Raw genomic sequence first — 22,075 nt, 5'->3', positions numbered from 1 at the left:
CCAAATATTACTGGAATTATTATGAGAAAGTTTGTTTCTATTGCTATCACAATAATGTTTGTTTTTGTAGTTGGAGTTGCCAACGGACAAGGCTATACATTTAGAGTTTTGGCCAACAAAGGTCAAAATAAAGTTAAAAAAGAAGGTGCGTCTGCTGCCGTTGCTCTTAAAACAGGAGCTACACTTAGCGATGGCGATCAATTGATTGCTTCGCAAGGTGCATACATTGGTTTGATGCACAAATCAGGTAAAACTTTAGAGGTTCGTACACCAGGAACTAAAAAAGTGTCTGATTTAGCTAAAATGGTTAATACTAAATCTGCAAGTGTATCTAGCAGATATGCAAAGTTCTTAGCCAACAAAATGAATGAAAAAGAACAGCCTAATTACAGACAAAGGCTAAACGCTACAGGAGCTGCTAAAAGAGCGCTTGCTGGAGATGAGCAAATCAAAGCATTGATCCCGGCAGAAGATGCTAGTGTTTTGGGAGATAAGGCTATTGTAACATGGGATGTACTTGATGACATGGAAGAAAATGTTTTCATTGTTACAGTGAAAAACATCTTCGATGAAGAAATTATGAAAGAGGAAGTAACAGGGAATTCTGTTGAGTTAGACTTCACGTCGGAGCAAATGCAGAACGAAGAAGGTCTTTGGATCATCAATGTGAGAGCTAAAGAAAATCAGGATGTATCCTCTGGAGATATTGCGATCAAGCGACCTGAAAATCCTGCTCAATACGCAGAAGGATTGAATAGCTTGAAAGCTGAAGTAGATGAAGATAGTCCGCTTAACAAAGTAATCTATGCTTCTTTCTATGAAGAAAACGGATTAATTGTAGATGCATTAACTGCTATCGAGCAAGCAATCCAGATGAATCCAGATGTAGAAGATTTTAAAATCTTGAAGAAGGATATCATCGAAAGAAACGGAATCAAAGTTTATAAAGAGACTGAATAAGTCCTTATAAAATAGAAACCAATTTTCGGAAACCCTGATCCTGATGGATCAGGGTTTTTTGTTAAACATGCATCAGACATTTTGCATCAACCTCCTGAAAATATGAATGACAAAACTTCATGCTAGTGAAAAACTTGTAATACATTCTTTGCATGAATTCTTTCTTATCAACACCTCCCGCCTTAAATGCTTTGCTATGACCAGTCCAGACTGCATGAACGGTTCCGAAAAATAGGATACCATACCACCCAATACTAAATGCTTTGCTGTAAAAACTCTTCTTCCTAAAAATTTGATAGAGGCGTTCATTTTGAAACTTGATATGATGAGCTTCATCTATGAGAATGTCTTTGCATATAGATTTGAGTAACTGGCAATTAGTAGCATTGCTCAAAGCTTTGTAGAATATTTGAGCAGCGTATTCTACAATTATCACAGTAATTGTCCAAAGCTCCATACTTGTGTTGAAGTACCTTATTTTTCGAAATATTGAATCCCCCCAGTCTTTTTCCATCCTTTCTTCTCCGATGAGATCTATGTATCGGCCCAGATTACTGCCATGTTTTTGCTCTTCTTTAATAAATAGCTTTACAGCATTAGGATAAGTAGGCTCTTCAATTCTTTTGGCATATTTCATTGCCGCTGATAAAAGATGAGAACCATCACTTGTCTCACCTAGCTGCCAAGCTCTGAGTGAATAAAGGATTTCTTGCTTTTCAGCATTGTTAATATTGGGTTGTATGCTCCAATCAACACGCTGAATATTGAGATTATGTTCAAAGTGGTTCTTCCAAAATAATGAAGTATGAATCATGAGAGTTTTTGATCAATAACGATCATCATCGATGGTAGATCGATTTATTAACACTATTTAGGAAATTAAAGAGTTAGGCATAAAAAAAGGGCGCCCAATTAGGCACCCTTTTGGATTACTTAGCTTCTTTGATTATTAATCTAACCCAATCATTACGAAAGGACCCCAATAGATTGGATCGTTGTATTCATTTCGTATTTCTTTTTTCGCGTCAATAAATGCCTGACGTTTATCTCCGGTTTCAATCCACTTCCTGTAGAACTTCACCATGAGCTGTTGGGTCGCCTCATCACTTACTTTAAATAATGACATGATGATTGTTCTTGCCCCCGCTACCAGAAACGCACGCTGCAAGCCAAATACACCTTCACCTGCCTGGACTTCTCCAAGTCCTGTCTCACAGGCAGAAAGCACAACCAGGTCTGTTTGATCTAAGTTTAAGTTCATGGCTTCATAAGCTGTAAGAATACCATTATCAACATTGTAGTTGAATTGGGTTTGATTCAGGATATCTCCAGCGCCGGCAAGTAATAATCCTGTTTTCAATAGCGGATTGTCATAAGCAGCTGACTCGTTGTATTCCTGATCTATGTTGCTTGCTTTGGTTGCTTCTTTAAAGAAACCATGAGTTGCAACATGGAAAACACGTGGATTAGTCACCAGTTTAATTTTCGCTTCACTAGCATCCATCTCGGTAAACTTATCTGTAGACCATCCTTTACGATCCAACAAGTCATCCAATTCATCTATCTCTTCTTTTGTTCCGGGGAGAGGTGACACCACCTCAGCTGTGGAGCGTGTAAGACCCGATGTGGCGAGTGGCTTTCCAGGCTGTGTATTGAGATAGAACTCAGGATTACCAAACATCATCGCGTATTCCTTTTCTGCTACGACCTTTGTTTTTATTTTGTTCATAAAAAGGTCTTTCGTATTGCTAATCAAAAGAATATTCGAATTGTCAAGTACGTATTTCCCATCTGGTGTTGGGATCGCCTCTAGGTTGATCTGATTGTAAACACCATCTGGAGATAAATAAAGAGTGGAAATTGCACCCAATTCATTTTCTATTGGTTGCCAGAACTGCTCGTATGAGTACTTATCTTGTATTTTGTACTTAATACTGTTTCGATAAGTTTTCAAGTATTTGTTTTCAAGTTCTTCTCCATTGTCTAGTAAGATCATCTTAGGTTCAGATTTTTTATCACCTTGTACATATAGCAAAGCATACATGATTGAATCTGTAAACGCATGATCAAATAGTCTGAAACGTACCATTTCAATGGCAACTTCATTATCTCCTAGTGCACCTTTTACATCTTCCCATTCAACTTGTTTGCTATCTGCGCTTTGCGAGAATAGTTCTGATTTCAAACTGATATTTTTCTCCAGCAATTCGACATTGGTCGAGAGCTCTTCCATGTTAATGCCACCTTCCTGAAGATCCTGAATGCTCATGGATAGAGCGGCAGTTAAAAGTTCCTTGTCTTCAACCCACTTGGTGTACATATCAATCAACTCCTGATCATTACTACTCATGATTCGTTGACGCACCTTTATTGAGGAGTTAAGAAGAAGTGCTTTTGTTAAGAGCGCATTGTTGTACAGCTCACCTATATACTTAGCACTTCTATTTCGAGATACAATAAGTGTATTGTAAAATTCATAGTCGCCTTTGATTGTATTCCAGAATTTTGCTTTCTCACGTTCACTTAGCGCAGGGAAGTACTCTTTTATAAAGTTCTTGTAGTTTGCTAAAACCCCTTCCATTTCGTCTTGCGAATCTTTATAGCGGGCCTGCATGAAGTACGTTTTGCTCAGCTTGGACTGTACTTTCACATACTCAGGGTGTGTGTTACTAAATACTCGCTGATACTGCCTTTGTGCATCTTCATAATACTCCTCTGCTTCGGGATAATTCTTCTGTTTGTAAAAGATGTCTCCTTTTAAAACCAGTGCAGTGGCCGCATTGATATTGTTTCGCTTACCAATTTTATTCTTCCAAATACTTTCAGCCTGATTCAAATAGGTAAAAGCAAGAGAATAGTTCCCGGCAGCAATGTTAGCAATGGCCATGTTTTTTAGAATTACTGCGTAAGTGGGGTTATTTGATCCTAACTTTTTACCGATGATTTTCTCTGCTTCTTGAAAGAGAGATTGAATTTGAGTTAGTGGCTTATCTTGGTAGAAATAGACCAGGGCTAAGTTAGAGGTAGACTTTCCTACATCAACATGATCAGGTCCAAATTTCTCTTTCTGGATACGAATTGCATTTTTAAGCAAGGATTCCGCTTTATCATAATCACCAATGGTTGTGTAAACATCCGCAAGCTGAAGCAGCGAGGGAACAACTTTTGATGAGTTTTCTCCGAATGTGCTTATAGCTATTGTGTTGGCTCTTCTAGCTTGCTGTTCTGCTTGAGTATAATCTCCTTTGATCAAATTGAGTCGTGCATTCAGCACCAAAGTCCAATTAAGGTGCCTGCTACTATTCCCAAATTGATTTGTTTTTTCTTTCAATGATTCTGTTAAAAGATCGGTAGCGTCTGAATACCGACCAATATTTGTGAAAAGGCCTCCAAGGTCATCTTGATAGCTTAACCCGGTCACATCAATGATCAATGCTCCTTGTTCTCGTAGATCTTCAGAATCATAAATATGATCTTCTGCATCATCATATTCTCCCTTGATAGAAAGGAGCTTTGCTTTGGTGATAAAAGCAGATGCTAGGTAGCTTTTAGACTCGTCAGATTTTACTGCCTCCATAATCCGGATGGCTTCTTCCAAATTTGTGGTTGCCTTTTCGTACTCTCCAATGTTGATTTGAAGACCGGCGATTTTCTCTAATTCCTTGCCGTATTCAATGTCCTCATTATCGTATTTTACGCGGGCTGCAAGCAATGCATCATCAAGAATCACGGATGCTTGGGAGTAGTTATCTGTTTCTTCATAAAACTTAGCCAGATGGTTCATGATGTCCAGATAATCGATGTGACCTTTGGTGATCTCTGGCTCTACAATAGAATGAAAACTCTCGTCATAGATTTGTTTTGCCTCAGCAAACTTATCCGTAAAATCCACATAATAATTAGCCAGTTTTACTTTTGTTAAATGATACTCAGGGGACTCGGGACCTAGTAAAAATTCCTTGATTTTTAGGATTTCTGTATCATAGGCTTCTGTATTCTTATGTCTGCCTGCATATAGAGCTACCATTTTAGCTAGTTCGAGTAATTCGATACGCTCACTGTGGTACTTTGGAATTGAGGGATCACTCAGCATTTTGTTGATCTTATCTTCAATCTTTTTGATGTTTTGGTCATCCAGATCAAAGGTCAGATCCATCTTATCTTCAGCAAGGTTGAAAATACTGGTCTTTTTAAACTCTTTCAGAGACTTCTTAAAATCTGCGTTAACTATTTTGAAGCGTGCAGTTTGTCCATTTCTGTATAATGCCCTCATGAGACTTGCCTGCATGGTCATCACTGTGTTGTGTGATAAATCGTACTTTCTGATGGCCTGGATATATGCATCTTCGTATAATTTGGCTTGAGCTTCTACAGCGAGTCCATTCTCCTCTAGCAGTTTGGCATTTAAGTAAGCATTAGCCGCCCACAATAAATGTGTTTTCTTCATATTGTCGTCAACCCAATTGAGGTTAGTAATAAATGCTGAATCCGCAGATTGGTAATCTCCCATATTTCGTAAAGAGTTGGCTTTTACAATCATCATTTTAGCAAACTCCTCTTTGCGATCTTCCTGCTCATCCTTATCTCCTTCAGATGAAAGCGCACGACCTAGATAATAATCTGTTTGTTCATCAACCAACTTGATAGCGCCACTGTAGAATCCCTTGCCCGCTAGAACTTGAGCACGCTGAACATCTAAAGAAGATTTAATATCCTCAATTAGCGATCCGGATGCTTGAAATGCTTCGGTTGCCTTCTCTATATATTGACTTGCTAGCAGGAAGTTTCCGTACGCAATCAATACCTCAGAAGCCTCCATGAGAATAAATGCATGTTCCGCACTTTGAGTGCCATTTACTTCTTCGCTCATGGCAATAGCTTCCTCCAGTGGCTTCATCACATCCACTAACTCTCCCAGTCCCACATTTATCTTGGCTTCCTTAACGAGCGCTATTGCATTGTAGGGATTGTTGTATCCCAGGCTCTTGGTTGCTTTTTTCTTAAGCCCGGCGATTTGATTTCGTGCAGAAGAGTAATCCCCTGACTCATATTTTTCATCTGCTTTTTCTATCGTTTTCTGATATTGAGCATTGGCAAGACCGACGCATAGCATCAGAATTACAACCATGGCGGATTGGAAGTTTTTCATATTGAATTGGATTTTCAGATGAATAAAGTTATCAAATTGCCTGAACTATCAGGCCATCAGAGTGTTAAGAATTTTTATAGCTGCTTTTGAAATAATTGTTCCCGGACCAAAAATATCAGTGACTCCTTTTGAAAAGAGCTCCTCATGGTCATTTTCGGGTATTATGCCTCCGGCAACAACCAGGATATCTCCTCTACCTAATTTTCTTAATTCCTCAATAAGTTCTGGAATTAGTGTCTTATGTCCTCCCGCAAGCGAAGATGCTCCCACAATGTGTACGTCATTTTCTATAGCTTGTTTAGCTACTTCTTCAGGTGTTTGAAATAATGGACCTATGTCAACATCAAATCCCAAATCTGCAAAAGAGGTAGCGATCACTTTTGCTCCCCTGTCGTGACCGTCCTGACCCATCTTGGCAATTAATATCCTAGGTCTCCTTCCGTCTAATTCTTCAAACTTGTCTGACAAGCTTAACGCATTTTTAAAATCCTCATTATTTTTTATTGCTGAAGAATACACACCTGATATCGTTCTGTTTGTAGCTTGAAATCTACCAAAAACTTTTTCCATCGCAAGTGAGATCTCACCTAATGTAGCTCGATCCCGCGCAGCAGCAATGGCTAGTTCAAGCAAGTTGCCATTTGAATTAGCCCCATTTTCAAGATTTTTAAGTGCCTGCTGAACTTGTTCTTCGTTGCGATTTGATTTGATTTGATTGATTCGCTCAATCTGTTTTAACCTCACCTGATTATTATCAACTTCAAGAAGTTCAATTTCTGTCTTGGCATCCGTTACAAACTTGTTGACTCCAATAATCGATTCCACTCCAGAATCAATTCGAGCTTGTTTTTGCGCAGCGGCCTCTTCTATTTTCATTTTGGGATACCCTTCCTCTATTGCTTTCGACATTCCGCCCATCGCCTCCACCTCTTGAATGATTTCCCAACTTCTGTTGATCAAATCATTGGTGAGTTTTTCGACATGTCTGGAGCCGCCCATTGGATCAACAACCTTAGTAACATTGGTCTCTTTCTGAAGATAGAGTTGTGTATTTCTGGCAATTTTCGCCGAAAAATCAGTTGGGAGTGCTATCGCTTCATCGAGCGCGTTGGTATGTAATGATTGGGTATGACCTAGAACGGCTGCCAGAGCTTCTATCGTCGTTCGTGCTACGTTGTTATAAGGGTCTTGTGCCGTAAGGCTATATCCTGATGTCTGGCTATGCGTACGCAAAGCCATGGATTTTTCATTTTTAGGATTAAAGTCCTTTATAATCCTTGCCCAAAGCACACGTGCTGCTCGCATCTTCGCTATCTCTGTGAAGAAATTCATTCCTATTCCCCAGAAAAAGGAAAGTCTTGGCGCAAAAGAATCAATATCTATCCCAGCATTTATACCTGTTCTGACATATTCCAGACCATCGGCAAGCGTAAAAGCCATTTCCAATTCGGCAGTTGCGCCAGCCTCATGCATGTGGTAACCACTAATGCTTATTGAGTTGAACTTGGGCATCTTTTCTGAGGCAAACTTGAAGATATCCGCAATGATCCGCATGGATTGTGACGGAGGATAGATGTAGGTATTTCGTACCATGAATTCTTTGAGAATATCATTTTGAATGGTACCTGTGAGTAATTCAGGCCCGACACCTTGTTCCTCAGCAGCTACGATGTAGAATGCCATTATTGGTATAACCGCTCCATTCATGGTCATAGAAACCGACATTTTATCTAATGGAATCTGATCGAAGAGAATTTTCATGTCCTCAACAGAGTCAATGGCTACACCTGCCTTCCCTACATCTCCTTTTACTCTTGGGTTGTCACTGTCATAACCTCTATGTGTAGCCAGGTCAAATGCGACTGAAAGGCCTTTTTGACCGGCTGCTAAATTCCTTCTGTAAAAGGCATTTGACTCTTCCGCAGTGCTAAATCCAGCGTATTGTCTAATGGTCCAAGGTCTTGATGTATACATGGTTGCATACGGGCCTCTCAAGAAGGGTGGAGTACCAGCTGAAAATCCATCCTGTATAAAATTGCTTGCACTCATTATTTCAACTTTTCAGTTACTTGTTTTATGATTTTATTGGTCAATGCCTCGATATAATAGGATCCACCGCATTGATCAGTGTATTTTTCAATGCCACTTTCTTCTCGAATTAAATTTCCTGTGTTTCTGCTAATACGAGAATCACCATTCGCAGTTGATAAATCGATAGAGTGACTTCCACCTAAAATACTTGCGAGTCCGGATGTTGTATTAAGAAACCATTGATGTTCTTCGGAAGTATGCAGAGGGATGTGCGAATGAATATGAATATCTACTAATCCCTTTTGATCAAGAAGAAATCTCAGCGCTCTGACCGCAGCTATTTCGAGAAAGAAATCCGAATGTGCGATTCTGTATATGCTCTTTCCGCTCTTTTCCGAACTAAGCAATTCACCCAATTGATTTACTGGATTATTTTTTTCTTGAGATGAAATACAAGAACCGTTTGGACACAAATGAAAACCGGTGAACTTTGGGTTTGGCTTCAAATTTCCAGAACCTATTACGCTAATATCACAAATTTCTACATTGATTTCAGCCAATAATTCCTGGTAGTCTTCTAAGCTGGGATTGTTTAAAATGACACCATCGCAACCACCCTCTAAAGCCTCTATCGCAGCTTTGTTTGCTTGGGTTGGTTGAGTGCAGTCAATCGTTTCATATAGTTTCCAATGATGAGAATCTATTGCCGAAAAAAAATCTAGCAAGTACTTGAAGTCATGAATATCACTTTGGTCATAGTAACCTTCTAATGAAATATTTGCATCATTTGTCCAGGCTAGCTCTTTGGAAGGGTCGGCGCCTTTAAGCTGAAGCTCAGCAAGTTGAAGCCATTGATCCTTATCGATTTGAGGAAAAATGTTGAGGTCTAATTTTTTCAAAATTTGTTATTCTATTGATGATGCGTTCACGAAATTAGGCTAGAAAATGCATGTTAAGAAAAATTGCATTTTTCAAAGTTTTTTTCTTCGAAAAGTGGCTTAGCATAACCTATGAATCTTTTTGAAAAAATCAAGGAGAAAAACCATTTTTTTAAGAAAAAAAATTGAAACATATTTGATGCCCTTTCGAGAAATCGATAGGTCACCTAAGCCAAAATAAACCACTACTAACTCTAATCGGAGATGCATGAATTAATTTGGAAAAACTGCCTTGATTATATAAAAGAACGCATTCCTAATCAAAGTTTCAGTACTTGGTTTGATCCAATAAATCCCTTAAAGACAGAAGGAAACGTTCTCACTATTCAAGTTCCAAGTCAGTTTTTCTACGAGTGGTTGGAAGAGCATTATGTTCATATTCTCAAAGAAGCGATCGCGAAGGAAATGGGTGAAGATGCAAGATTGGAATATTCTGTTGTCGTTCAAAACGAGGAAAAGAAAAAAAATGGAGGCACTTCCCTGAAAATCAACAACCTAACTGATAGGAATGGAAGTGTTAGTAAGGGTATCAATACTGCATTTATCGATGATCTCAAGAATGAGAATAATTTAAATCCGACGTACACATTTGATAATTTTATTGAAGGAGATTGCAATAGACTTGGCCGTTCTGCAGGATACGCTGTAGCCAAAAAACCTGGAATCACATCTTTCAATCCATTAATGATTTATGGAGGTGTTGGTCTTGGCAAGACACATCTAGTACAAGGAATTGGTAACTACATCAAAAAGGAAGATCCTTCGAAGAAGATTATATATGTTGCTTCTGAGAAGTTCACGAATCAATTTATTGACTCGCTCAAGAATAATAATGTGCAGAGCTTTATCTCTTATTACAGAGAAGTAGACATTCTGATTTTGGATGATGTTCAATTTCTAAGAGATAAAGAGAAAACTCAAGAAATCTTCTTTCATATTTTCAATCATTTACATCAATCGGGTAAGCAGATTGTGATGACTAGTGATTGTGCACCTAAAGACTTGAAAGGATTGCAAGAACGATTGGTATCCAGATTTAAATGGGGTTTAACTGCTGACTTGCAGCAACCGGCTTTTGAGACTCGAATGGCAATTATTCAGCGAAAGATTCAAGAAGATGGAATTGATATTCCGGAGGAGGTAATCGAATACATAGCTTACACTGTTGATACGAATGTTCGTGAGTTGGAAGGCGTAATTGTTTCTTTAATCGCTCATGCATCACTGATGAGAGCAGAAGTTAATCTAGAACTTGCCAAGAAGGTTCTTAAGAATATTGTAAAAGAGATCGATTCGGAGGTAGGTATCGACTATATCCAAAAAACGGTCTCTGACTACTTCCATGTTGGTCAAGATGATTTGAAAGCGAAGACCCGCAAGAAAGAAATTGTGATTGCACGTCAGGTTGCGATGTACTTCTCAAAAGACTACACAAACCATTCCTTGAAGTCTATCGGATATCACTTTGGAGGCAGAGATCACAGCACAGTAATTCATGCTTTACAATCTGTAAATGATATGATGGATACAGACGCAAAGTTTCGTTACTCCGTGGATGAGCTTAAGAAAAAATTAAAAATGCGTACGGCTTAACGCCTGAACGGATAGTATACTTTTCTGCCTCTTCTGTCTATTCCAATTACGTCAAATCGCCCTCTAGCGTTTTCAAGAGCCTTGGCGAGCTCTTCTGGTTTATTAATAGCTCTGCTGTTAATCTGAGTAATGATAAAACCCTTAGGGATACCTAGGTTAGCAAAAAATCCATTGTTTTTGAAGTCAACAACTTTAACTCCACTAGATATACCCAGTAAATCACGTTCGACTTTGGAAACACTTTCAAAGCTAGCTTCTAAGTCTTCTGCATAGTAAACATTTCTTTTAATGATGCTTGTGGTTCCTTCCCGGTTGGTTAAAACAAGCTCACGATTAATCATTTCCTTTTCTCTCTCTGCTAGTACCATCAGTTTATCTCCAGGATAGCTCTTAGCTATAAGCTCCTCCAAAACGGCCTTGTTTGTGATTTGAATATTGTTGATTTTCCTAATTACATCACGTTTAAGAAGGCCAGCTTTATCCGCTGGACTATCCGGTTTTACCTCTGCCACGATCACACCGTCAAGATCATCCACACCCATCCTGTCAGCCAACTCACTATCAATTTCAATAAATTCTGCACCTGTGAATGCCTTCTGAACTTCGCCGTAGTTGATGAGGTCATTGAATACTTTTTTTACAATATTGACCGGAATGGCAAATCCATATCCCGCATAGGATCCGGTTCTAGATAAAATAGCAGTGTTAATGCCTATTAATTCCCCTTTTGCATTCACTAAAGCTCCACCACTATTTCCGGGATTAATCGCAGCGTCCGTCTGAATAAAACTCTCGATTGGGAATTTATCACGTAGAATATTGATGTTTCTACCCTTAGCGCTAACAATACCTGCAGTGACCGTAGAGGTCAAATTGAAAGGATTACCTACCGCAAGTACCCATTCTCCAACATTCACCTGCTCAGAATTTCCTTTAGCAATAGAAGGCAGTTCATTACTATTTATTTTGATTACAGCCAAGTCCGAACTTGGATCTCTACCAACCAACTCTGCCTGATAACTTCTTTTTCCGGCTATCACCGTAATTTCATCTGCATCCATAATTACATGATTATTTGTAACGATATAGCCATCCTCTGCAAATACCACACCTGATCCGCTACCAATTTGTTGAGATGAGCGAGGCTCAAAAAACCAATCCATCCAACCACCAGATCGATAATCCACCTCACTTAATGTTTGAATAAAAACCACACTGCCCGTACTCTTTTCAGAGGCTTCCACAAAATTTTCGTTAGGGATTGCAGTTGAATATGACACATTGCTTATTTGAGTTGGAGGGAATTCCCTCAATGGATATTCGACGGAAGTATTGACTTCAGGTTTGGTTAGTTGCGAAAAGATAAACGCCCCAAATGCTCCTGATATTAATGCAATAGCGATGATTTTGATCTTATCCATGATCTGATAGTTTTTTATATCGAAAATTAAACTTAGTTCTTTCAAAAACGATTCCATCTGATTGTTAAAAAATGCAAACTCTTACCTTTGCCGACTGTTCTTTTTAAAAAGAAGGCAGAAGCGAGTTAAATGAAGAAAAGAAATATAGCCATACTTGGCTCAACAGGTTCAATCGGGACACAGGCTCTTGATGTGATAAAACGCCATCCGGACAGCTTTGAAGTAGAAGTATTAACGGCACAAAATAGTGCTGATCTGCTAATAGCCCAGGCAATAGAATTTAAGCCTAACAGCGTAGTTATCGTTAATGATTCACTCTATCAGCAAGTTTTCGATGCGCTTGATCCACATAACATTAAAGTTTATGCCGGGGAAAATGCACTTGCATCTGTCGTGGAGATGGAATCTATTGATATGGTATTAACTGCCTTGGTTGGTTATTCTGGCTTGATGCCCACGATCCGGGCAATTAAGGCTGGCAAAACGATCGCGCTTGCCAACAAGGAAACGCTGGTTGTAGCTGGAGAATTGATAACTAAGCTGGCACAGGAGAAAGGCGTAAACATACTTCCGGTGGATTCGGAACATTCTGCAATTTTTCAATGCATTGTGGGAGAATTTCACAACCCACTGGAGAAACTTATTTTGACGGCCTCCGGCGGACCTTTTAGAGGCAAGGGAAAGGATTTGCTAAAATCTGTTACTAAAGAGCAAGCACTAAAACATCCAAACTGGGACATGGGAGCAAAAATCACCATAGATTCTGCAACCATGATGAATAAAGGACTTGAAGTGATTGAGGCTAAATGGTTGTTTGGCGTAAGCCTAGATCAAATAGAAGTAATTGTTCATCCACAATCCATTATCCATTCCATTGCTCAGTTTGAAGATGGCTCGATGAAAGCTCAAATGGGACTTCCGGACATGCGTGTGCCCATACAATTCGCCATGACTTACCCGGAGCGACTAAAGGCCGATTATCCTAGATTTGATTTTCTTGACTACCCTCAGTTGACATTTGAAAAGCCCGACACTGAAACTTTTCGTAACCTTGGATTGGCTTTTGAAGTTGCAAAGAAAGGAGGAAATCAACCATGCGTGTTGAACGCTGCAAATGAAATAGCTGTTCAAGCATTTCTGGAGGATAAAGTGGGATTCCTCGAGATTTCGGATGTGATTGAGAATTGCCTGAAAAAGGTGAGCTATATTCGCAATCCTGAAATAGAAGATTTTATACAGACTGACAAAGAAACAAGAGCAAAAGCGCTCGAATTGATAAAATAGATGGAGACTTTAATAATGGTAGGACAGCTTCTTCTAGGGCTGTCAATTTTAGTAGGAGTTCATGAGTGGGGGCATCTTATTGCCGCCAAGGCTTTTGGAATGCGAGTAGAAAAATATTCAATTGGGTTTCCTCCTAAAATTTGGGGAAAGCAGTTTGGTGAGACTGAATATTCCATTGGAGCAATTCCATTAGGAGGATTTGTAAAAATCTCCGGGATGATTGATGAATCACTAGATACCAAATCTCTCAACGAAGAGCCAGAACCATGGGAGTTTAGAGCTAAACCAGCCTGGCAGCGACTCATTGTGATGATGGGAGGAATTATTGTCAACGTAGTTACCGGAATAATCATTTTCATTGGGTTGGCGATGGTCAATGGTGAAGCATACATTCCTAAAGAAGAATTGAATAAGCATGGAATAGTAGCTTACGATTTAGGTGAGCAATTAGGCTTTAAAACCGGCGATCGAATCCTGGCTATTAATGGACAGGAATATGAAAGATTTTCAGACTTGCTAAGTCCAGATTTGTTGCTCGGATCAGATAACTATTATACTGTGCTAAGAGATGGTCAAGAGGTAAGGGTAGAAATGCCCAATGACTTCATCGACAAGTTCGCTGATAAGAAAAATAGAGTAAGTGTCATCGATCCTAGAATTCCATTTTCTATTCAGTCAGTGGTGCCAGGCTCTTTTGCAGACGATGCAGGCCTAAAGGCGGGAGATAGAATTGTTTCCATCAATGGAAATGAGATTGAATATTTTGATCAATTAAGTGCCACCCTTGATAACTTAAGCGAACAAGAAATAACTCTTCAAGCAAGTAGAGAAGGACAAATTATAGATATGAATGCTAACGTTGATTCTGACGGCACATTGGGCTTTGTAGCTCAATATGATCTGGATTACGTTCGAAGAGATTTCACATTTGGAGAAGCTATTGGAGAAGGTACTTATAACGCTTTTGCAGTAGTATGGCTTAATATCAAAGGATTCAAGAAAATGTTTGCCGGTGATGTAGATGTGAGAAAATCACTTTCGGGACCCATTCGAATAGCTACTTTCTTTGGCGGTACATGGGATTGGAATAATTTCTGGAGAATTGTTGGCTTGTTGTCTATGGTGCTTGCATTTATGAATTTCTTGCCAATACCTGCATTGGATGGTGGTCACGTCATGTTCCTTACGTGGGAGATAGTAACAGGAAGAAGACCATCAGACAGATTTTTGGAAAACTCTCAAAAAGTAGGAATGGTAATTCTATTGTCACTTATGGCTTTCGTCATTATTAATGACACCATCAGCTTATTTTAGAAATCATTGTTAGTTTCCTCTGATTCTTCGATGGGAGGAGCTTCCCTATAAATTTCAAACTCAACTCGACGATTTAGCTTGCGATCTGCTTCCGTCGTTTCAATTTGGATGATAGGCTGAGTATCTCCGTACCCTTCAGCCTGCACACGCTCCTTGATTATTCCAGCAAAAATGACAATGTAGTCACGGATGTTTTGAGCGCGTTCTTTCGAAAGCTGGAGATTCTTTTTTGGGTCGCCCATCGAGTCCGTGTGGCCGGAGATTCGCAATTTAAAATCCACATTATCGTATAGAAAGTTCACCACCTTATTCAGGTCCGCGTACATTTCTGTTTTAAGTTCAGCTTTCCCCACATCGAATTCAATAGACTCGAACTTCATCTTGGAAGCAAGCGGTTGAGTCACTGTATTGATTTCCATAGGCCCATCCAAATAGAAAACTTCCTCAATGCGAAAGAAATCGTCACCTTGGAGAATAAGTAAGTAGTTTCTCTCATTGATGAGATCAAATTCAAAGGAACCATCGGATTTGAGAAATTTAGGCGCTACCTCGTTGCCCTTGTCCAAATCGATGATGGAGACTATACCTTGAAACGGTACTCCTGTAAGTGAGTCAGTCAGTGTACCTGTAACAGATGTGGTTGCTTCAGGTTGTGCTTCCATAGGAAGCGGGAATGAATAAATATCTTGTTTATTTAAATCGCGAGTAGAGCTTCTTGCGTAGAAAAGCAATTCAGACTCAGAATCAATGGTGAAGTAAAATTCACTACCTCGACCATTGACGAGTGGGCCAATATTTTGAGGCTCGGTCCAATACCCATTTTTATGATAGGCTTTGTATATATCAAACTCGCCAAAGTTGTACAACTGCCCTTGTGAGCTAAAGTAAAGTACCTCATACACCGGATGGTAAAATGGGCTTACATCATTCTGACGTGTGTTAATTACAGGACCTAAATTGAGTGCAGCTGACCAACGCCCCTTCTCATCTTTGGTTGTTAAATAAATATCTGAGAGTCCAAAACCACCAAGGCGATCTGAAGCGAAATATAGGGTGTCTCCCGAATGAGAAAGGGCAGGATGGGAATCCCAAGCCAGACTGTTTACGCTCACACCCAGATTTTCTGGCCTGGTCCAGGTGCTATCAGACTGTAGGGTTGCAATGAAAAGGTCACAATCACCATATGAGTCCGGAGAGTCGCATCTTGAAAATACCAACGTTTTGCCATCGCCGCTCAAACAAGGAGAACCTTCATTGTAATGAGAATTAAGCTTATCGATAGGTTTCGCTTTGGACCATGTACCATATGGGTCTTTGTGGCTGAAAAATAAATCTTCATCTTCTCTAAATCGTATTGTCTCATCTACTTTTTTCCGCTTAGAGGTGAAAACAAGAATGTCATTGTGGATATTCAGCGAAGGTCCATAATCTGCACTTGCGCTATTTACCAACATACCCATATTCAGTAGGACACCCCTAGGAGGTTGAAGAGTATCTATTAGCTTCCGATGCTCTACTAGCTCATAGTAATAATCTATAGGTACGAATTGTTCTGCGGCTTGGCGGTTTAAGGAGTCATAGTAAAGTTCAATTTCTTTGATGTTGATGCCTTGATAGTGGTGTCGAAGTACCATCCGATACAAGGTCTTGGCTTCATCTGCATCGCCGAAGAGTTCAGTCATTTTGGCCAATTTCCAGATAAGTCGTGTGTCTTTATAAAAGTTACGAATACCAAATCGACCAACATAGTCCTTAAGCGCCACGTAGAGTTCCTCCCATTTCTCAGCTTTATCAAGTTCTATTATTCGCTCTAGCTTCTGTTTGTTGAAGTATTCGGGATACTTATTTATGCCCTTGAATTCATATGCGTTGAAAACCACATCTTTAGGGATCGAGTCTGAAATTAACTGCACCTCTTTTCTGCCTCTCTGTGCAGAGGCACAAAGGGTAATCAGAACTAAGAAAAGTCCAATATGGCGATGAAAATTCTGGCGCATGCTGTCGATTCGTCAGTAAAAGTTAAAATTAATTTAAAGTTAGCACTATTTGCCATGTGCTTTCACTTTGGCATAACGATTGACTATTATGTACCTTTCCTAAAACCGCGGAGACGTGTATACTATATCTGACACATTGGCATTTTATGAGTGAAGCTAATTTGAAATCATATTTTATTCCAGAGTTTGTAGATGAAGACTCAGAGGAACTGATCCAAATCATTTCTCCAGAGGATAGTCACATGGAGGAATCTGACCTCCCGGAAGACTTACCTGTTCTTCCGATCCGAAATACGGTTCTATTTCCTGGTGTGGTATTACCTATTACTGTAGGGAGAACCAAATCTATTAGGCTAGTCAAAAAGGCTTATCGAGGAGATAGAATTATCGGAGTGGTAGCCCAAAAAAATGTAAAGACTGAGGAACCTAAGTTTAAGGATCTTTATGAAGTAGGTACTATTGCTAAAATTCTGAAAATGATCGTATTACCTGATGGCAATACGACGATCATTATCCAAGGACAAAATCGTTTCAAGATTTCTGAGCAAGTACAAGAGGAGCCTCACCATATTGTGAAATATAAGACGGTACCTGACAAATCAAATACGCTAAATAAAAAGGAACAAAAAGCGATCATTCAATCGCTAAAAGACACAGCTACCAAAATAATGGGGCTAAGTCCTGAGATTCCAAAAGAAGCCCGTATCGCAGTTGATAATATCGACAGCTTTAATTTCCTGACGCATTTCCTCTCATCGAATGTAAATGCAGAGGTGGATGATAAACAATCGCTTTTAGAAATAGATGATCCTAAGGCACGAGCAGAGAAATTACTTCAGTTCATGCTTAAGGATTTACAAATGCTGGAACTGAAGCAAGAAATTCAGGATAAGGTACACACCGATATAGATCAACAACAGCGTGATTATTTTCTTCGCCAGCAGATTAGAATTCTTCAGGACGAGTTAGGGCAAGATGGTCCTGACCAGGAAGTTGAAGCTTTGCGTAAAGGTGGTGAGTCAAAAGACTGGCCTGAGGAGGTGAAAGAACACTTCAATAAAGAACTGGATAAAATCTTACGCATGAATCCTGCAGCAGCAGAATTTCCTGTTGCAATGAGTTATGTGGAGTTATTAATTGATCTACCGTGGAATGAAGTTACCGTTGACAACTTTGACTTAAAAAATGCTCGAAAGGTGCTTGATCGTGATCATTTTGGTTTGGAGAAAGTCAAAGAGCGAATCATAGAGTATTTGGCGGTTAGAAAGTTGAAGAAAGATTTGAAAGGACCAATCTTATGCCTATATGGTCCTCCTGGTGTAGGGAAGACATCTTTAGGTAAGTCAATAGCGGATTCACTAAACAGGAAGTACGTACGAATGTCCTTGGGAGGTGTGCATGATGAAGCAGAAGTTAGAGGTCATCGAAAGACCTACATTGGTGCAATGCCTGGCAAGATCATTCAAAATCTGAATCGAGCTAAGTCTTCCAATCCTGTGTTCATATTGGACGAGATAGACAAAGTAAGTTCTGACTTTCGAGGCGACCCATCATCAGCCTTGCTTGAAGTGTTAGATCCCGAGCAAAATTCTACTTTTAAGGATAACTACCTGGAAGTGGATTACGACCTTTCCAAGGTGCTATTTATAGCGACTGCAAATTCATTAGACACGATTCAGCCTGCGCTCAGAGATCGAATGGAAATAATTGATGTGAGCGGCTATACACTTGAGGAAAAAGTAGAAATAGCCAAGAAGCACCTTATTCCCAAGCAAAGGAAGGAGCATGGTCTTAAAGCTACGGACATTTCGTTTGACAAGTCAGCGATTACTAAGTTGGTGAACGATTACACCAGAGAGTCAGGCGTGCGTAGCTTGGAGCGAAAGATTGCTGCAGTCATTCGATCCATTGCCAAATCTGTGGCAATGGAGGAGGAATATGATAAAAAAATTACTGATGAGCGGGTTCGCGAAATTTTAGGTCCTGAAATTTTTGACAAGGACAATTATGAGGACAACTCAGTACCTGGAGTTGTAACTGGGTTAGCTTGGACACCATCAGGAGGTGATATTCTTTTTATAGAATCGTCTTTAAGCCGAGGGAAAGGAAAATTGACCTTGTCAGGACAGTTGGGAGACGTTATGAAAGAATCTGCGGTGGCAGCTTTATCCTATTTGAGATCCCATTCGGAGATGCTAAGTATCGACCATCGTGTATTTGATAACTATGACCTGCACGTACATGTGCCAGCAGGAGCAATTCCAAAAGATGGACCATCAGCCGGAATAACAATGCTGACATCATTAGCATCAGTTTTTACTCAACGAATGGTGAAGAAACAGCTAGCAATGACTGGTGAGATTACACTTAGAGGCAAAGTATTGCCTGTTGGCGGTATCAAGGAAAAGATTCTAGCTGCACGAAGAGCCGGCATCAAAGAAATCATCATGTGTAAGCGGAATGAAAAGGATCTGGAAGAAATCAATCCGAAGTACTTGAAAGGGCTGAAAATTCATTTCGTGGAATACGTACCTGAAGTCTTGGAAATTGCGTTAACAAAGCAAAAATCAAGTAATCCACTTGAGTTTATTCTTCCAGAAGAAAAGAAAGATTGAGAGTTTTTATCTTCATAGCATGTTTTGCCCCGCTCCTTAGCTGGTCGCAGATAGGTGGTCAGCTTGGCTATCAATCATTGAATTTGACAACCAATCCGAGAGCTGCAGCTTTGGCAGGCTCAACGATTTCACTTGCCGACGGTGACATCTCTCAATTTTTTGAAAATCCAGCAACCCTTGACTCTGTAGGCGCCAAGAATATTTTCCTTCAAGTCAATCCATATTTTGCTGATGTATTCGTCTATTCGGGAGCGTATACATTCAACATTGCTTCTATGGGAACATTTGCAGCAGGGCTTACTTATGTAAACTTTGGCTCCTTCGAAATGACCGATGAGAGTGGAAATAACCTTGGAACTTTTCAGGCTCAGGATTACACATTCCAGATTGGTAAAGCTCATCAATTAGGACCATTTACGCTTGGAGCCAATATAAAGCTTGCACATTCTTCAATTGAAAGTTATGGCTCTACAGCTTTTTTGATGGACATTGGTGGCGTTTTTCGAGTGAACAAGCATTGGACAGTAGCTATGGTTTTTGAAAATATCGGTGCCAGGATTACAGAATATTCATCATTTTCCTCACCAAAAGTTCCTTTTGACGTCAAGTTAGGAACCACATTTAAACCACAATATATGCCTCTACGCTTTACAGTGACTTCCACCAACCTTATTGATGATGATTTTGTTGAAGAGGATGATGCGACTGGAAGGTCAAATAAGACGTTAGACAGAGTATGGAAAAGAATTAATCTTGGTGCTGAAGTTTTGTTGAGTAAAAATTTTCAGTTACTTGTTGGATACAATCATAAGAGAAAGCAAGAATTGCGACTTTCCGAAATTGGAGGAGGAGCAGGATTCTCGTATGGTATGATGGTTAGAATAAAGCGGATTGAGTTAAGGTTTTCCAGAGCAACCTATCACGCAGCAGGCGGAAGTAGCTTTATAAGTATGCGTACAGATTTAAACGATTTTAAGAAGATTTTATGAACGGTATAAAAAACGATTTGACACCAAAGCAGATAGTTGCAGAGCTAGACAAATACATTATCGGACAAAAGGATGCGAAGCGAAATGTGGCCATAGCACTTAGAAACCGATGGAGAAGGATGAATGTGAAGGAGGAGATTCAAGGAGAGATTGTTCCTAACAATATCTTATTGATCGGTTCGACTGGTGTTGGAAAAACAGAAATAGCAAGAAGGCTGGCTAAAATCGCTGATGCACCCTTTACTAAGGTGGAGGCTTCAAAGTTTACAGAAGTAGGGTATGTAGGTCGAGATGTGGAAAGTATGGTGAGAGACCTGGTGGAGCAAGCGGTAAATATGGTAAAGATTGCCAAGAAGGAAGAGGTGAAAGAGAAGGCTGCTGAAGTGGTCGAAGGCATTATTTTAGATGCGTTAATTCCGCCACTGAAAGGGACACCAAATGCGTATGCGACAAAGATAGGTAGCGATGAACCTGAAAATGAAGTTGAGCTTAATGAGCAAACCCGAGCACGGTTTCGTGAAAAAATACAGAATGGAGAATTGGATGAACGTAAAATCGAGATTGATGTAACATCCAACCCTTCCGGCAATGTGGGGATGATCGGTGGAGGTATGGATGAAGCCTCGATGATTAACATTCAGGAGATGATTGGGAATATGATGCCCAAGAAGAAGAAGAAACGAAAGGTGACTATTGCTGAAGCTCGAAAAATTCTCCTTGAAGAAGAAGCCTCAAAGATGATTGATATGGATGAGGTGAAAGATGAGGCAATATTCAAAGCTGAAAACACCGGTATTATTTTTATTGATGAAATGGATAAGATTGCCAAAGGGGGAGATGGAGGTAAAGGACCAGACGTCAGCAGAGAAGGCGTTCAGCGAGATTTATTACCGATAGTAGAAGGAAGTGCAGTAAATACTAAATACGGCATTATTAATACAGATCATGTGCTGTTTGTGGCAGCTGGTGCTTTCCACTTTAGCAAGCCCTCTGACTTGATTCCGGAGCTTCAAGGTCGTTTCCCAATCCGTGTTGAATTAGACAACCTGACCAAAGCTGATTTTCTTAGAATTCTCACAGAGCCTAAAAATGCTCTAACCAAGCAATATGAGGCGTTAGTAGCGTCTGAAGAAGTGAATTTATCCTTCCAGGATGAGGCGCTTGAGGAAATCGCTGAAATGGCGTTTCAGATCAATGAGGAAGTAGAAAATATTGGTGCCAGGAGACTACACACGGTAATGAGCAAATTGCTAAACGAAATATTATTTGACATCCCGGATACGATAGGTCCTAATGCTCAAATAGTTATTGACAAGAAAACCGTGGAAGAGAAACTGGCTGGATTGGTGAAGGACAAAGATTTGAGTAGGTATATACTTTAATTTTCAAGGTGTTGCTTGAGAACGATTGAGTTATTGTCAGGATCTTTCATTCCTACTTGGATAAAAGATCCTTCTCTTTGCTTTTCACCCATAGTTTCACCTCCAAGCGTCATTAATTGATCTATTAGAGAGTCTAAGCTAGATACCTCAAAGTCCAATTGATGCCTATTTTGTATTGCAGTGTTTTGAGCCAATGAAGCAGGACAAAAAAGAATCTGCAGATTTTCAAAATTGCATTTGTAAAGCTTTGCGCCAAACATCTCTACTTCATCAAACTCAACATCGAAGAGGCACGTGTAGAATTCTACCATTTGTTTCATTTCTGTGACTGCAAGAGTCATTCCTACGAAACTTGCTTTTTGAGATTTTTGGGTATTAGCCATAAGAGTTTCAGTTTTAAAG

General features: G+C 39.8%; 14 protein-coding genes. 7 read left to right on the top strand and 7 right to left on the bottom strand.

Annotation, left to right across the window (positions count from 1 at the left end; genetic code table 11):
- Positions 1-21 precede the first annotated feature (21 nt).
- Positions 22-960 (top strand): hypothetical protein, encoded by a 939-nt coding sequence (locus tag ACL8WY_RS06295; protein WP_436517576.1) that lies wholly within the window; start codon positions 22-24, stop codon positions 958-960.
- A gap of 61 nt (positions 961-1,021) precedes the next feature.
- Here ACL8WY_RS06295 and ACL8WY_RS06290 read toward each other — a convergent pair whose 3' ends face one another.
- From ACL8WY_RS06290 to ACL8WY_RS06275, 4 genes are all read right to left on the bottom strand, one after another.
- Positions 1,022-1,774, bottom strand: a complete 753-nt coding sequence (locus ACL8WY_RS06290) for a ferritin-like domain-containing protein (protein ID WP_436517575.1) — start codon at positions 1,772-1,774, stop codon at positions 1,022-1,024.
- A 135-nt stretch (positions 1,775-1,909) separates the two neighbouring features.
- Positions 1,910-6,109 (bottom strand): CHAT domain-containing protein, encoded by a 4,200-nt coding sequence (locus tag ACL8WY_RS06285; protein WP_436517574.1) that lies wholly within the window; start codon positions 6,107-6,109, stop codon positions 1,910-1,912.
- A gap of 48 nt (positions 6,110-6,157) precedes the next feature.
- A complete protein-coding gene (gene scpA, locus ACL8WY_RS06280; RefSeq protein ID WP_436517573.1) occupies positions 6,158-8,158 on the bottom strand; it encodes a methylmalonyl-CoA mutase in 2,001 nt (666 codons plus the stop codon).
- Positions 8,158-9,039, bottom strand: coding sequence for a methylmalonyl-CoA mutase family protein (locus ACL8WY_RS06275; RefSeq protein WP_436517572.1), 882 nt, complete (start codon positions 9,037-9,039; stop codon positions 8,158-8,160). Before ACL8WY_RS06275 ends, scpA begins: the two co-directional genes overlap by 1 nt.
- A 243-nt stretch (positions 9,040-9,282) precedes the next feature.
- Here ACL8WY_RS06275 and dnaA point away from each other — a divergent pair, with 243 nt between their 5' ends.
- The gene (dnaA, locus tag ACL8WY_RS06270) at positions 9,283-10,671 is read left to right on the top strand and encodes a chromosomal replication initiator protein DnaA (protein ID WP_436517571.1); all 1,389 of its coding nucleotides are present in this window, start codon (positions 9,283-9,285) and stop codon (positions 10,669-10,671) included.
- Here the strand turns inward: dnaA and ACL8WY_RS06265 are convergent.
- Entirely contained in the window at positions 10,668-12,092 is a 1,425-nt protein-coding gene (locus tag ACL8WY_RS06265; RefSeq protein WP_436517570.1) for a trypsin-like peptidase domain-containing protein, read from the bottom strand. The two genes, dnaA and ACL8WY_RS06265, sit on opposite strands and share 4 nt — an antisense overlap.
- A gap of 129 nt (positions 12,093-12,221) precedes the next feature.
- On the opposite strand from ACL8WY_RS06265, the gene ACL8WY_RS06260 reads away from it, so the two are divergent.
- Positions 12,222-13,376 (top strand): 1-deoxy-D-xylulose-5-phosphate reductoisomerase, encoded by a 1,155-nt coding sequence (locus ACL8WY_RS06260; RefSeq protein WP_436517569.1) that lies wholly within the window; start codon positions 12,222-12,224, stop codon positions 13,374-13,376.
- On the top strand, positions 13,377-14,690 hold the full coding sequence (gene rseP, locus ACL8WY_RS06255) for an RIP metalloprotease RseP (RefSeq protein WP_436517568.1): 1,314 nt from the start codon (positions 13,377-13,379) through the stop codon (positions 14,688-14,690).
- Here the strand turns inward: rseP and ACL8WY_RS06250 are convergent.
- A complete protein-coding gene (locus ACL8WY_RS06250) occupies positions 14,687-16,687 on the bottom strand; it encodes an OmpA family protein (RefSeq protein WP_436517567.1) in 2,001 nt (666 codons plus the stop codon). The two genes, rseP and ACL8WY_RS06250, sit on opposite strands and share 4 nt — an antisense overlap.
- Before the next feature lie 146 nt (positions 16,688-16,833).
- Here ACL8WY_RS06250 and lon point away from each other — a divergent pair, with 146 nt between their 5' ends.
- The 3 genes from lon to hslU are packed head-to-tail and all read left to right on the top strand — an operon-like array spanning position 16,834 to position 21,673.
- Positions 16,834-19,302 (top strand): endopeptidase La, encoded by a 2,469-nt coding sequence (gene lon / locus ACL8WY_RS06245; RefSeq protein ID WP_436517566.1) that lies wholly within the window; start codon positions 16,834-16,836, stop codon positions 19,300-19,302.
- Positions 19,299-20,291 carry a type IX secretion system protein PorQ gene (gene porQ, locus ACL8WY_RS06240; RefSeq protein WP_436517565.1) on the top strand — a complete coding sequence of 331 codons (993 nt, stop codon included), beginning with the start codon at positions 19,299-19,301 and terminating at the stop codon, positions 20,289-20,291. The genes lon and porQ overlap by 4 nt, the downstream gene beginning before the upstream one ends.
- Positions 20,288-21,673 carry an ATP-dependent protease ATPase subunit HslU gene (gene hslU, locus ACL8WY_RS06235; protein WP_436517564.1) on the top strand — a complete coding sequence of 462 codons (1,386 nt, stop codon included), beginning with the start codon at positions 20,288-20,290 and terminating at the stop codon, positions 21,671-21,673. The genes porQ and hslU overlap by 4 nt, the downstream gene beginning before the upstream one ends.
- Here hslU and ACL8WY_RS06230 read toward each other — a convergent pair.
- Positions 21,670-22,056: a VOC family protein gene (locus tag ACL8WY_RS06230; protein WP_436517563.1), complete on the bottom strand. Its 387-nt coding sequence runs from the start codon at positions 22,054-22,056 to the stop codon at positions 21,670-21,672. The genes hslU and ACL8WY_RS06230 overlap by 4 nt on opposite strands.
- Positions 22,057-22,075: the final 19 nt, after the last annotated feature.

Source organism: Ekhidna algicida, from assembly GCF_051379705.1.
Taxonomy (GTDB): Bacteria; Bacteroidota; Bacteroidia; order Cytophagales; family Cyclobacteriaceae; genus Ekhidna.
Note: the sequence above shows the minus strand (reverse complement) of the source record. Positions and strands in the feature narration are given on the sequence as shown.